The 13,035-nt window shown below is 67.1% G+C and carries 13 protein-coding genes; 5 read left to right on the top strand and 8 right to left on the bottom strand.

The window, feature by feature from the left end:
- Window position 1: 1 nt before the first annotated feature.
- The 4 genes from ACXZ1E_RS13610 (at window position 2) to ACXZ1E_RS13595 (ending at window position 2,826) form a co-directional block, all read left to right on the top strand.
- Window positions 2–649, top strand: a complete 648-nt coding sequence (locus ACXZ1E_RS13610) for a riboflavin synthase (protein ID WP_458040995.1) — start codon at window positions 2–4, stop codon at window positions 647–649.
- The gene (ribA, locus tag ACXZ1E_RS13605) at window positions 646–1,920 is read left to right on the top strand and encodes a GTP cyclohydrolase II (protein ID WP_458040994.1); all 1,275 of its coding nucleotides are present in this window, start codon (window positions 646–648) and stop codon (window positions 1,918–1,920) included. The genes ACXZ1E_RS13610 and ribA overlap by 4 nt, the downstream gene beginning before the upstream one ends.
- Window positions 1,917–2,399, top strand: a complete 483-nt coding sequence (gene ribH, locus ACXZ1E_RS13600) for a 6,7-dimethyl-8-ribityllumazine synthase (RefSeq protein ID WP_458040993.1) — start codon at window positions 1,917–1,919, stop codon at window positions 2,397–2,399. The genes ribA and ribH overlap by 4 nt, the downstream gene beginning before the upstream one ends.
- A 73-nt stretch (window positions 2,400–2,472) precedes the next feature.
- Window positions 2,473–2,826 (top strand): Fe-S protein, encoded by a 354-nt coding sequence (locus ACXZ1E_RS13595; RefSeq protein ID WP_458040992.1) that lies wholly within the window; start codon window positions 2,473–2,475, stop codon window positions 2,824–2,826.
- A 91-nt stretch (window positions 2,827–2,917) separates the two neighbouring features.
- Here ACXZ1E_RS13595 and ACXZ1E_RS13590 read toward each other — a convergent pair whose 3' ends face one another.
- The 8 genes from ACXZ1E_RS13590 to ACXZ1E_RS13555 form a co-directional block, all read right to left on the bottom strand.
- The gene (locus ACXZ1E_RS13590) at window positions 2,918–3,742 is read right to left on the bottom strand and encodes an ABC transporter permease (RefSeq protein WP_458040991.1); all 825 of its coding nucleotides are present in this window, start codon (window positions 3,740–3,742) and stop codon (window positions 2,918–2,920) included.
- A complete protein-coding gene (locus ACXZ1E_RS13585; RefSeq protein ID WP_458040990.1) occupies window positions 3,739–4,611 on the bottom strand; it encodes an ABC transporter permease in 873 nt (290 codons plus the stop codon). The genes ACXZ1E_RS13590 and ACXZ1E_RS13585 overlap by 4 nt, the downstream gene beginning before the upstream one ends.
- Window positions 4,608–5,549 (bottom strand): ABC transporter ATP-binding protein, encoded by a 942-nt coding sequence (locus tag ACXZ1E_RS13580; protein WP_458040989.1) that lies wholly within the window; start codon window positions 5,547–5,549, stop codon window positions 4,608–4,610. The genes ACXZ1E_RS13585 and ACXZ1E_RS13580 overlap by 4 nt, the downstream gene beginning before the upstream one ends.
- An 89-nt stretch (window positions 5,550–5,638) precedes the next feature.
- Complete coding sequence (locus tag ACXZ1E_RS13575; protein WP_458040988.1) at window positions 5,639–7,813, bottom strand: fibronectin type III domain-containing protein; 2,175 nt, start codon at window positions 7,811–7,813, stop codon at window positions 5,639–5,641.
- 55 nt (window positions 7,814–7,868) lie between these two features.
- Complete coding sequence (locus ACXZ1E_RS13570) at window positions 7,869–8,867, bottom strand: VOC family protein (protein ID WP_458040987.1); 999 nt, start codon at window positions 8,865–8,867, stop codon at window positions 7,869–7,871.
- Window positions 8,868–8,899: 32 nt separating this feature from the next.
- The gene (locus ACXZ1E_RS13565; RefSeq protein WP_458040986.1) at window positions 8,900–9,961 is read right to left on the bottom strand and encodes a 4-oxalomesaconate tautomerase; all 1,062 of its coding nucleotides are present in this window, start codon (window positions 9,959–9,961) and stop codon (window positions 8,900–8,902) included.
- Window positions 9,948–10,673 carry a 4-carboxy-4-hydroxy-2-oxoadipate aldolase/oxaloacetate decarboxylase gene (locus ACXZ1E_RS13560; protein WP_458040985.1) on the bottom strand — a complete coding sequence of 242 codons (726 nt, stop codon included), beginning with the start codon at window positions 10,671–10,673 and terminating at the stop codon, window positions 9,948–9,950. The genes ACXZ1E_RS13565 and ACXZ1E_RS13560 overlap by 14 nt, the downstream gene beginning before the upstream one ends.
- On the bottom strand, window positions 10,670–11,440 hold the full coding sequence (locus ACXZ1E_RS13555) for a PIG-L deacetylase family protein (RefSeq protein ID WP_458040984.1): 771 nt from the start codon (window positions 11,438–11,440) through the stop codon (window positions 10,670–10,672). Before ACXZ1E_RS13555 ends, ACXZ1E_RS13560 begins: the two co-directional genes overlap by 4 nt.
- 156 nt (window positions 11,441–11,596) lie before the next feature.
- Between ACXZ1E_RS13555 and ligM the strand changes: the two genes are divergently transcribed.
- Complete coding sequence (ligM, locus tag ACXZ1E_RS13550) at window positions 11,597–13,000, top strand: vanillate/3-O-methylgallate O-demethylase (RefSeq protein ID WP_458040983.1); 1,404 nt, start codon at window positions 11,597–11,599, stop codon at window positions 12,998–13,000.
- Window positions 13,001–13,035: the final 35 nt, after the last annotated feature.

The raw sequence follows: 13,035 nt of genomic DNA, 5'->3' as shown, positions 1-13,035 counted from the left end.
CGTGTTCACCGGAATCATCGAAGAGATCGGCGCCATCACGGCGATCGAGCCGTCGGGCGATGGGGTGCGGCTCAGCGTCCGCGCTCCCCTGGCGATATCGGATGCCTCGCACGGCGATTCGATCTCGGTCAACGGGGTCTGTCTCACCGTCGTCGCCAGCGATGAGTCGTCGTTCACCGCCGATGTGATGCGCCAGACGCTCGACATGTCGACGCTCGCGGACTTCGCCCCCGGGCGCCCCGTGAACATCGAGCGTGCGACGGCCGTCGGCACCCGTCTCGGCGGACACGTCGTTCAGGGGCACGTCGACGGAACGGGCGTGATCCTCGAAGTCCGGCCCGGCGAGCGCTGGCGGGTCGTGCGCGTCGGCGTTCCCGAGTCCCTCGCGCCCCTGGTCGTCGACAAGGGGTCGATCGCGATCGACGGCGTCTCACTCACGATCAGCGCCGTGAGCGACCCGGGCGCGGCAGAACCGTGGCTCGAGGTATCCCTCATTCCCGAGACGCTCGAGGCGACCACGCTCGCCGAGCGGGTCGTGGGCGATCCCGTCAACCTCGAAACAGACATCCTTGCCCGTCACGTGCAGCGCATGCTCGCATTTACCGCGACACCCACCCAAACACCCTCGAGTGAAGGAGGCTCACGATGAGCCTTTCCCCGATTTCCGTCGCCCTGGACGCGCTTCGCGCCGGGCGGCCCGTGATCGTCGCCGACGACGAGAACCGCGAGAACGAGGGCGATGTCGTGCTTTCAGCCGAACTCGCGACGCCCGAATGGGTTGCGTGGACGGTGCGCTGGTCGTCGGGCTTCATTTGCGCCCCGATGCCCTCCGAGGTCGCGGATACCCTCGACCTGCCGCCCATGGTGGTGCACAACGAGGATGCTCGGGGCACGGCGTACACGGTCAGCGTGGACGCTGCCGACCGCATCTCGACGGGCATCAGCGCCGCGGATCGCGCACACACCCTCAACGTTCTGGCGAACCCTGAGTCGACGGCGGCGAGCGTCATCCGACCCGGGCACGTCCTTCCCCTTCGCGCCGTCGACGGCGGCGTGCGTGAGCGCAGCGGACACACCGAGGCGGCGGTCGAGCTGATGCGCCTCGCGGGCCTGCGACCGGTGGGGGCGATCGCCGAGATCGTGGCCGAGGACGGCAGCATGATGCGCCTCCCCGGGCTCATGGAACTCGGCGAACGCGACGGAGTGCCCGTGATCACGATCGAACAACTGATCGCGTACCTCGAAGAACACGAGCCGCGCGAGGCCGAGCCGCAGGGTGTTCACCGCCGTCGCGTGAGCCTGCGCGCCGAGTCGATCGTGCCGACGACGCACGGCACGTTCCGTTTTCTGGCTTACAAGGATCGGGTCACGGGCACCGACCACCTCGCCGTCATATCGGGCGAGATCCCGGATGCGCCGCTTGTGCGCGTCCACTCGGAGTGTCTGACCGGCGAGGCATTCGGGTCACTCAAGTGCGAATGCGGGCCCCAGCTCGACGCCGCTCTCGACACTATTGCCGAAAAGGGCGGAGTCGTCGTCTACATGCGCGGCCACGAGGGCCGCGGCATCGGACTGATCAACAAGCTGCGTGCCTACAGCCTGCAAGAGGCGGGCCTCGACACGGTCGACGCGAACCTCGCCCTCGGGCTGCCCGCCGACGCCCGCGACTATGCCGCGGCAGCCGGTATCCTCGCCGATCTCGGCATCGAGCGCGTGCGGCTCATGACGAACAACCCCGACAAGGTCGATCAGCTGCGCGAGTTCGGCCTCGACATCGTCGAGCAGGTTCCCCTGTTGGTCGGCGTCGGCCCGAACAATCACCAGTACCTCGAGACGAAGCGTGACCGGATGGGTCATCTCATCGCCGAGCAGGAACTCGCCGATGCATTCGCCGATATGAAGACGGGAAACGACGTATGAGCGGTAAGGGAGCGCCCGTCCTGCGGGCAGAAGACAAGCCGGACGCCTCGGGCCTGCGCGTCGTGATCGTCGCTGGCGAGTGGCACGAGCAGATCAGCGACGGCATGATCGCGGGGGCGACGCGCGCCCTCGACGAGTTCGGCGCGGACTACTCGCTCGTCCGCGTGCCGGGCTCGTTCGAGCTGCCCGTGGCGTGCAAGGTGGCCCTCGAGGCCGGAGCCGATGCCGCGGTCGCCCTCGGCGTCATCATCCGCGGCGGCACCCCGCACTTCGAATTCGTCTCGTCGGCGGCGACCGACGGCCTCACGCGTGTGGCGCTCGACACGGGCAAGCCGGTCGGCTTCGGCGTACTCACCCTCGACGACGAGCAGCAGGGCATCGACCGCGCCGGCCTGCCCGGCTCGCGCGAGGACAAGGGATACGAGGCCGCGGATGCCGCCATCCGCACCGCCCTCGTGCTGCGCGCGCTGCGCGGCTGACGCCAAGCGCCTCGCGCTAGATGAGGTCCCCCTTGCTGGCGCTACTCTCCGCCGTGCCCCTACTGTGAGCAGCATGGAGATCCTGCGTCACATCGTCGTGTTCGTGCACATCACCGGCTTCGCCGTGCTGTTTGGCGCCTGGGCCGCGCAGGCGTGGGGCGGCAAGCGGCAGATCACCGGGCTGATGAACGTCGGCCTCGCGATCGCGGCCGTCGCGGGCCTCGCCCTCGCCGCGCCCTGGGGCATCGAGTACGACCTGAACTACGTCAAGATCGGCGTCAAGCTCGTCGTGCTGTTGATCATCGGCGCGCTGATGGGCATCGGTCAGGCGCGCGGTCGTCGAACCGGTGCTGTTCCCGCTCCCCTGTTCTGGTCGATCGGCGCGCTCACGCTGCTCAACGCGGGTATCGCCGTCATCTGGCGCTGACGCGTTTCGACTCGTCGCTGCGCTCCTCACTCAACGGCCGAGGATCTCGCCGGTCGTTGAGCGAGCGCAGCGAGACGAAACGCCCACCCCGTCAGTCCAAGAACAGTGCCCGCAGGCGCTTGGTCGTGAAGACGAGTCCGATCGCGATCATCACCACGTAGTAGAGCACGTGCCACAGCATCCCCGGGTGTAGCGAACCCGTCGTCAGCCCCCGGACGAGCTCGACGCCGTGCCAGAGCGGCAGCGCTCGCACGATCGCCTGCACCCATTCGGGGTAGACGGTGATCGGGTAGAAGGTCGCCGAGAACAGGAACATCGGCAGCATCACGAAGTTGATCCAGTCCATGTGCTGGAATGCCTTCATGTAGCTCGTCACCGCCATCCCGAGGCTCGCGAAACCGAAGGCGATCAGCATCACGGCGGGCAAGGCCAGGAGCGCCGTCCACGAGAGGTTCAGCCCGGCGAACTGCATGATGATCAGAAACCCGGATGCGTAGACCAGGCCGCGCAGCAGCGCATAGAGGATCTCACCGAGCGCGACATCCAGCGGCCCCAGCGAGGTCGCGAGCATGCCCTCGTAGAGCTTGCCGTAGTTGAGCTTGAAGAAGACGTTCCACGTCGAGTCGTAGATCGCCCCGTTCATCGCCGACACAGCCAGCAGGGCGGGCGCGATGAAGGCCGCGTACGAGACGACGAGGCCGGCGGATGTCTCGACGGTTCCGATCAGCGCGCCGAGACCTATGCCCATCGAGGCGAGATAGAACACGGGCTCGAAGAATCCTGAGAGCACGACCAGCCAGTTCGACGAGCGAGCCGCGAGGAGTCCGCGCTGCACGACGGCGCCGGGGTTGCCCGCCCAGAGCGCCCGCACTCCCCCGCCACGGGACGGGGCCGTCGTCATCGTCTGCGCCGTCATCGCGCCAGCCTCCTGGTGAAGATCCGGCGAGACAGCAGGTACCCGCCGACCGCCAGCACCGTCAGATAGGCGATGTGCACGGCGACCATCAGGACGGACTCGTCGCGACCGTAGGTGAGCGCGCGTCCGAGTTCGGTGGCGTGCCAGAGCGGCGAGACCCACCCGATCCACTGCAACCACACGGGGAGCGTGGCAAGCGGATAGAAAGTCCCCGAGAACAGGAACATGGGCATGAAGACGAAGCGCTGCACGAGGGCGAACTGACCCCGGTCATCCTGGATCGACGCCGCGTAGGCCAGCAGCGGTGCGCCGAACGCGAGTCCCCCGACCAGTGCTACCAGCACCGCGAACGAGCCGGCCGCCAGGTTGGGTACCGCCCCGAACAGGCAGAGGAACGCGAAATAGGCGACCGCGACGACCACCATCCGTGCCGTTGCCCCGAACACGACGCCGGTCGCGATCTGCGAGCTCGACAACGGCGAGGCATTGAATCCATAGAAGTAGCGGCGCCACTTGAACCCGCCCAGAACCGGATAGGTGAACTCTTCGCTCGCCACCGAGATCGTGGCGGTCATGAGCAGAGCGGGTGCGACAAAGACGAGGTACGAAACCTGCTGCCCGCCGTCCACGATCGGGACCTCGATCAGGGCAGCCAGGCCGACGGCCAACCCCAACAGATACAGGATGGGCTGCCCGAGCGCACCGACGACGATCGTCCAGCCGTACGCACGCATCGTGCGCACCATGTGCTCGGTGACGTACCAGGCGCCCCGGGTGCGCGGACGCTTACCCCAGGCGAGCGCCTCTTGCCGCAGTTCGTCGAGGGTCGGGGTGGGCGACGGCGTGGGCGCGGTGATCTGGCCGCTCATTCGATCAGCGACCGTCCGGTGAGGCGCAGGAAGACATCCTCGAGGCTCGATCGCCGCACGAGCGAGGTGATCGGCTCGAGCCCGAGCTGGGTGATGCGCTCGAGCGCATGCTCTCCGTTGTCGGTGTAGATCAGCACGCGGTCGGGCAGCACTTCGACCCGCTCGCCGATTCCCTCGAGTTGCGGCGCGACCTCGGCGTTGCGGTCTGAGCCGAAGCGCACTTCGAGCACTTCGCGCGTCGAGTGGGCGCGGATGAGGGATGCGGGGGTGCCCTCGGCCATGATGCGGCCCTTATCGACCACGATCAGGCGGTCGCAGAGCTGCTCGGCCTCGTCCATGTAGTGGGTCGTCAGAACGAGCGTCGTGCCGGTCTCTTTGAGCCGGAACAGCCGGTCCCAGAGGACGTGCCGGGCTTGCGGGTCAAGGCCCGTAGTCGGTTCGTCGAGCAGCAGGATGCGGGGGTCGTTGACGAGCCCGCGAGCGATCGTGAGCCGGCGCTTCATACCGCCGGAGAGCTGGTCGACCTTGCTGGTCGCCTTGTCTTCGAGCTGGGCGAAGGCGAGCAGTTCGTCCGCCTTCTGGCGGCAGACGCTCGCGGGCAGACCGAAATACCGACCGTAGATGAACAGGTTCTCGCGCGCGTTGAGCTCGCCATCGAGGTTGTCTTGCTGCGGCACCACGCCCAGGCGCGAACGAATGTCGGGACCGTGCCGGTCCGGGTCGAGACCGAGGATCGAGAGGTCGCCGCTCGTGCGCGTCGAAACCGCGCCGATCATCTTCATCGTCGTGGACTTGCCAGCCCCGTTCGGGCCGAGCAGCCCGAAGGACTCCCCCGGCGCGACCTCGAAACTCAGACCATCGACGGCGACGAAATCGGGCTTGCCCTTGACGCGATACGTCTTGACGAGGGACTCGGCGGAGATGACGGCTTCTGGCACCGGACTACCCTAACCGCGGGCGCTGACATCGCCGACCGCACCCACTCAGCCGCCGGCTCAGCCGCCGGCTCAGCCGCCGAAAAGCGGCGTTACCGCGCGGGCACCCGGGCGCGGCGCGCGACGATCACCATCGCTCCGCCGAGGGACAGGAGGGCGAGCGCGACGTTCGACAGGGATCCGTCCGACTGTCCGCCGGAGTTCGCAAGCCTCGCTCTCGCGGGGACTGCTGCCGCGGGCGTCGTGACGCCGACGGCGGCGAACGCCGTCTGACCCGACGTCCCGAACCCCGACACAACGAGCGTGTGCGAGCCCGGAGCGAGGGTCGACGGGATGGTGACGCTGAACCGCGCAGCGCCCGCGCCATCCGTCGTGCCGATTCCGACCCGAACCGGCGTCGAATACAACGTCGCCTCGACCGAAGACGTGGGAGCAAAACCCGTCACCTCGACGAAGAACTGCTGGCCGGCGACGATGTTTGTCACGACGCTGCCATCGGCGGCCAGCAGCCGCACCGTCGTGCCCGGGGTGGACGTCGGCGGGGTCGACGGAGCAACGGATACGACAACAGACACGGGGCTCGACGGCGTCGATGCCAACGACGTCCCCGTGCTGTTCGTCGCCGTTACTGCGAACGTGTAGCTCGTGCCCGCGGTCAGACCTGGCACAACGCACCACAACGCCGTCGTCGTGCATGTTGCACCGCCTGGTGACGCGGTCACCGTGTACGAAGACACCGCAGCACCGCCGTTCGATGACGGCGCGGACCACGTGACGAAAGCCTGCCCCGCGCCCGCGCTGGCCGACGCCGCGCCTGGCGCGGAGGGTGCGGTCGCGGCGACCCCGATCGTCACGGTCGCGGTTGCGACCCCAGAGGTCGCGCCCGTCCCCGTCACCGTGTAATCCGTCGCACCCTGAACCGGTCCGGTCGGCGTGCCGCTGACCGACCCCGAGGCCGGGTCGAGCACGAGTCCCGCGGGCAGTGCGGGCGAAACCGTGTACGTGACAGCACCCACGAAGCCGGTTCCAGACCAAGCACCCGTCGGCACGATCGGCTCATTGAACGTCGCCGAGATCGTGCGGGATATGGGCGACAGCGCGGCAGGTACGGGCGCGAGCGACAGCGCGAAGGCACGCCCGCCCCCGTCAGAAACCGCGTAGGCACGGTCGGTGTTCGGCAGGAATGCGACGCTGACGATTGCGAACACGAGGTCGATCGATTGTGTCGTCGCCGTGGCGGGGTCGACCACCGCGACGCCTTTCGATCCCGTCACCCAGACCAACCCATCGTCGGGGTCGACGATCGGCTGGTACGACGACCAGGGCAGTGGCGCGGTAGACGAGACATCGCCCGTGCTCGTGTCGATGATCCTCAGGGTCGACGTCTGAATCTGCATGAAGGTCATCGGATCCATCGAGTACGCCGTGTTGACGCTGTAGAGCTCCGTGCCATCCGTCGAGAGCGTGATGGAAACGACCTGCGTCGAAGATGAGACGGTGTCGAGCACCGTTCCCGTCCCCGTGTCGACGACAGAGATCGTGCTGCTGCCGTCAACGACGTAGAGCTTGGTGCCATCCGCAGACAACGACGCCTTCGTCACATTCGAGATCGACGCCAGCGAGGTGCGTTGCGTCGGCGAGGTGTTCATCACGAAGAGGCCGTTGCTCTGGCTATAGTACAGATAGTCGCCGCCCGGCGAGACGGCTAGTGCGGTTGCGGTGCTCGGCACCGTGACGGTCTCGTCGATGGTCGCCGTCGCCGTGTCGATCACCACTATGGCCAGAGCGGCGTTCGTGGTCGTCACGTACAGGCGCGCGCCGTCGGGCGAGAGCTTTGCCGACTGAACTGATCCGGGAAGGGTGATAGGGCGAACCGTCTCGGTCGAGGTGTCGATGATCGCCATGGTCGTCGCCCCGAAGGCGAATAGCTGCGAACCATCCGGCGAGCCGATCATCAGGCCCGGCCGCATCGTGCCGAGGTCGATGCTGCGCACAACCGTGTTGGTATCCGTGTCGATGACCCGGACGGCAAAGCTGTTGTCGACCGACACATAGACGACTTCACCCGTGGCCGAGGCCACGACCGAGCGCGGGTACTGGCTGAGGAGGATCGTGTCGTCGAGTGTCGGCATCTCGGCCGCTGCTGCAGGCGCAGCGACTCCCACCAGCACGATCGCGGCCGCGAGAATGCTGGTCAGAAGCAGTGCGATCCGTGACCGGATCGATCGTTGCGGTACGGGGGACGAGAAACCTCGGTGGGGGGGCACGTTTCCGACACTATCGGTAGATCTAACCCACCTCGGAACGCTTCTCCGCAGCCCCTCAGTGCTTGCGGCCCTCGAGGGCTGCGCGGTCGATCTCTTCCTGATTCTCGACGTACGGGGTGCCGTGTGTGTGGAAGGTCGCGACGGTCTTCATGCCCCACGCCTGGCCCTTCGCACGTTCGGCCGCGGTCCACTCCACGACCGGCCAGTCGGGGTCGAGGATCAGACGTGCACCGGCGTTGGCGAATTCGATGCGATTGCCGCCGGGCTCCCACACGTAGAGGAAGAACGTCTGGTTGATGGCGTGCTTGTAGGGGCCGTACTCGATGTAGATCTTGTTCTCGAGGAAGATGTCGGCGGCCTTGAGGATGTCTTCGCGGGTGTCGGGTGCGAGCGCGAAGTGGTGGAAACGTCCGCGCGTGCCCGTCCAGTCCTCCGAGTACACGACGTCGTACGACTTCTGCGCGAAGCGGAACCACCACGCGGCGTACCCGCCCTCGTCCTTCACGACGCGCTCGGACTCGCGCGCGCCCATCACGTCGCGCCAGAACTCGCCCGATTTGGTGACATCGGCGGCGAGGTAGTTGATGTGGTCCATGCGGCGGACGTTCACGCCACGGCCCGGGAAGGCCGATGCCTGGTTCTTCAGCGCCGGGGTGTCCTGCTCGTCCGGCACGTAGTGCTCGGTGTCGTAGTAGATCGCCATGAGGTGGCCATCCGGGTCTTCGAACTCGTACGAGCGGCCGACGCCCACCTCGGGCTCGCGCCATCCGTGCCCGAGTCCGGCGGCCTCGATCGCGGCGACGCGACGCTCGAGTGCCTCTTCGCTCGACGCGCGGTACAGCGAACGCCCGACGCCGTTGGTATCGGAGGCCGTGAGCTTGATCGTGTAGAGCTGGTACTCGTCCCAGCAACGCAGGTATGCCGAGTCGCCGATGCGGGCGACCTCGCGCATCGCGAGCAGGTCGCGGAAGAAGTGCAGGCTCTCTTCGAACTTCGGGGTGAACAACTCGACGGCGCCCAGATGGGCGATATCGAAGTTCTCGGTGCGGGCCATGGGGTGTCCTCTCTGACGTTTGGTACTCGGGACTACAGTCGCGGACGCGGAAAAACCGTGCCGTCGAAGATCTTGCGCGCGGTGCGCTCGGAGACGGATGTGCCGTACCAGGCGTCGTCCGCGCGGCGCTCGACCGCGACCCGCGCGGGGAACGCGCCGGTCGGGTGCTCGATCAGGCTGGGATCGGCGGCCGCGTCGACCGCGATGTCGGAGCCGACGGCCCCGGGAATCCGGATGCCCGCGGCAACCGATGCCGCCATGAGTACACCGATCGAGGTGTGTACGCGGGAGGGAATGAATGCCCTCGTGGAGATGGCGCCCCCGGCGCGGGGCGGCGAAAGCAGGAACATCTTCGGCACCGTCTGCGCCGAGACATCCCCGAATCCCATCAGCGGACCCGCCTGCAAGCGGATCCTCTCGATCTCGGCGACCAGCTCGGACCGCGCCTCGAGCTCTTCGGGGCTCTCCGACCCATCGACGCCGAACTCGTCGGCACGGAGCAGCACCACGGGCATTCCGTTGTCGATCAACGTGACGCGGTGTCCATAGATCTCGTCGACGACGTTGCCGGTCGGGAGCAGCGGCGAGTCTCCCCCGACCTCGAGCTCGATCGCGCACGCAATCCCCGGCACACCGTCGATCGCGAAATCTCCGTCGTAGGCGACGACCCCACCGGGCGTGCGGATGCGTGTGCTCGCGACATCCCCCGTGTTCAGCATGCGGATCCGCACCGGGGTCTCGCCGTCCTGCGCATCGATCAGACCGCGCTCGATCGCGAACGGGCCGACGCCCGCCAGCAGGTTGCCGCAGGTCTGCGCGTCACTGACGACGGGCTTGTCCACCACGACCTGCAGGAACAGATAGTCGACGTCGATGCCGGGTTCGCTCGACCGCGAGACGATCGCGACCTTGCTGGTGAGCGGGTGCGCTCCCCCGAGTCCGTCGATCTGCGCCGGATCAGGACTGCCCATGACACGCAGCATGAGCTCGTCGCGTTCGGCGGGGTCGGAGGGCACGTCCTCCGCGAGGAAGTACGCCCCCTTTGACGTGCCGCCCCGCATGAGCATGCAGCGGATTCCGTCAGCGCCCGCCATGCTCCGCCTCGAACTCCGCTTCGCTCATATAACGACCACCGAGGTCGCGGAAGACGTCGCGCAGGCCCTTGCGATCGAGGCTGAGGTCACCGCTCTGATAGGCGGCGCGATCGGCCGCCTCTTTTTCGACGCGGGTGTCGGATGCGGCGAGCACGCTCTCGGCGTCGGCCCGCGGCACGCACATGACACCGTCGTCGTCGGCGATCACCACGTCGCCCGCCCGAACGACGACTCCCCCCACGACAACCGGGACGTTGACCGAGCCCGCCGTGGCCTTGACCGTGCCCTGCGCGTTGATCGCGCTCGACCAGACCGGAAAGCCCATCTCCCGCAGGTCGACGACATCGCGAACACCCGTCGTGGTGACGAGTCCGCGCACCCCGCGCTGCGCGAGCGCCGTCGCGAACAGCTCGCCGAACGCCCCGTCGACGGAGGGCGAGGTCGTTGAGACCACGAGGATGTCGCCCGGTTGGCACTGCTCGATCGCGACGTGGATCATCAGGTTGTCGCCGGGCCACGACAGCACGGTCACCGCGGAACCGGCGATGCGCGAGCCATCCTGAATCGGACGGATGTCCGCCCCGACCAGGCCGATCCGCCCCATCGCCTCGTGCACCGTCGCCACGCCGTGCACACCGAGGGCATCGATCGTCGCGGAATCCGCGCGCGCGACATCCGTGACGACCACGCCGGTCTGCTGCGTGCCCGTCATACCAGCACGTCCGTGACCTGCGGGTAGTACCGCATGTAGGCCTCACCCATGGTGGTGGCCCCGTCAGTTGCGGCGGGCAGGCCGAGGTTGGGGCCGGCGTTGCGCTTGACCTGCACGCCACGGCGCACGGCGAGCGAGGTGTAGTACTCCCACATGTGCTTCTGCGCGGGTAGGCACTCCATGGCCTTCTGCTTGAGAGGGAACGCGGCCGTGATATCGAGCAGCACGTTCGGCTTGAAGTCCGACTGTTCGGGCTGGTGCGGCTCGAAGAAGAACACGGGCGGCGCGCCGATGATGTCGTCTGTGCCCGGGTAGGAGCCATCCGAATTCGCCACGCCGATCGCCTGAGCGAGCACGCGCGCTTGCAGCGCCATCCGCGCCGCCGCGGGGTGGTCACCGTTATAAGGATCGGCAAGCGGATGCGTCAGCACGACCGTCGGCTGCGTGCGACGGAAGACGTCCACCAGTTTTTGCACCGCCTCGGGAGACTCGATCAGGGGGTAGTCGCCGAGGTCGAGGAACTCGATGTCGGCGCCCAGCGCCGTCGCTGCGGCCGTTGCCTCCTCGCGGCGAATCGCCTTGATCTCGTCGAGCGGTTTGCCCGCGATCCACTGGCTCGCCGATTCGCCGCGCTCCCCGTAAGAGAGGCACACGACGGTGGCCCGCTCGCCGCGCATCGTCGCGGCGGCGATCGCACCGCCGGCGCGCCAGACGAAGTCGCCGGCGTGAGCGCTGACGACGAGAAGCGAAGGACTGGTTTCTGCCATGGGGGAACTCCTGACGTGTAGGGACAGCGAATCACACCCCTAGCGCGATGGTCAAGATTTTGGTTACAATTCTGGCGACGCTCAAATCACTCTGGACATAGTGATTTGCCCTCCGTACCATCAGGACTACCGACAAAGATGTTGAAAGGAACCACCATGGCCAGCAATCTGCAGCAGGTACTCGACGAGGCGGGCAACACCGTCGAGATGCTGCGCAACTCGAAGCTCGGCACCTACATCTACCCGGTCGTTCCGGCCGAGTTCTCGAACTGGCGCCGCGAGCAGATCGCCTGGCGCGATGCGGCCGTGCTGTTCGATCAGACCCACCACATGGTGAACCTGTTCGTCTCGGGACCCGACGCCCTGAAGCTCCTCGCCGAGACCGGCATCAACAGCTTCACGAACTTCCCGGTCAACACCGCCAAGCAGTTCGTCCCCACCGCCTCCAACGGCGGCGTGATCGGTGACGGCATCCTCTTCCGTGAGGGCGAGAACGACTACGTCTACGTCGGCCGGGCGCCGGGCGCCAACTGGCTGCAGTACCACGCCGAAACCGGCGGATACAAGGTCGACGTGACCTACGACGACCGCTCCAACTCGCGCCCGTACGGCGAGGCTGTGTCTCGCAAGTACTACCGCTTCCAGATCCAGGGCCCGAACGCCTGGCCGATCATCGAGAAGCTCAACGGCGGCGAGCTCGAGAAGGTCAAGTTCTTCCACATGGGCGAGCTCACGATCGCGGGCGAGAAGGTCCACACCCTGCGTCACGGCATGGCCGGTGCGCCCGGCCTCGAGCTGTGGGGCCCGTACGAGCAGCACGGCAAGATCCGCCAGGCGATCCTCGAGGCCGGAGCCGAGTTCGGCATCGAGCCCTGTGGCTCGCGCGCCTACTCCTCCAACACGCTGGAGTCGGGCTGGATCCCCTCGCCGCTGCCCGCCATCTACTCGAGCGAGGCGGAGCGCGGCTACCGCGAGTGGCTGCCCGCGAACAGCTACGAGGCGATCAACGCCCTCGCCGGCTCGTTCGTCTCCGACAACATCGAGGACTACTACCTCAGCCCGTGGGAGCTCGGCTACGGCTCGTTCGTGAAGTTCGACCACGACTTCATCGGCCGCGACGCCCTCGAAGCGATCGACCCCGAGACGCAGCGCAAGAAGGTTACGCTCGCCTGGAACGACGAGGACCTGAAGAAAATCCTCACGAGCGTCATCGACCGCGAGGGCGTCGGCTACCAGTTCTTCGACCTGCCGAACGCCAACTACGGCTCGTCGAACTACGACGCCGTGATCGACGCCGACGGCAACACGGTCGGCCTGTCGCTCTTCACGGGCGTGACGGCGAACGAGAAGCGCGGCCTGTCGCTCGCGACCGTCGACCGCGACGTGCCGATCGGTACCGAGCTGAAGGTCGTCTGGGGCGAGCCGAACGGCGGATCCGGCAAGACCACGGTCCAGCCGCACGACCAGATCGAGGTACGCGCGATCGTCAGCCCGGTTCCCTACGCGGTCACCGCCCGCCAGGAATACCAGGGCGGATGGCGCTCGACCGGTCAGCTCTGATCTGATCCCGCAATGATGAAGGCCCGCATCCCTCG

Source organism: Pacificispira sp. HM-600 (genome assembly GCF_977993705.1).
This window is presented reverse-complemented; position numbering and strand designations above follow the sequence as displayed.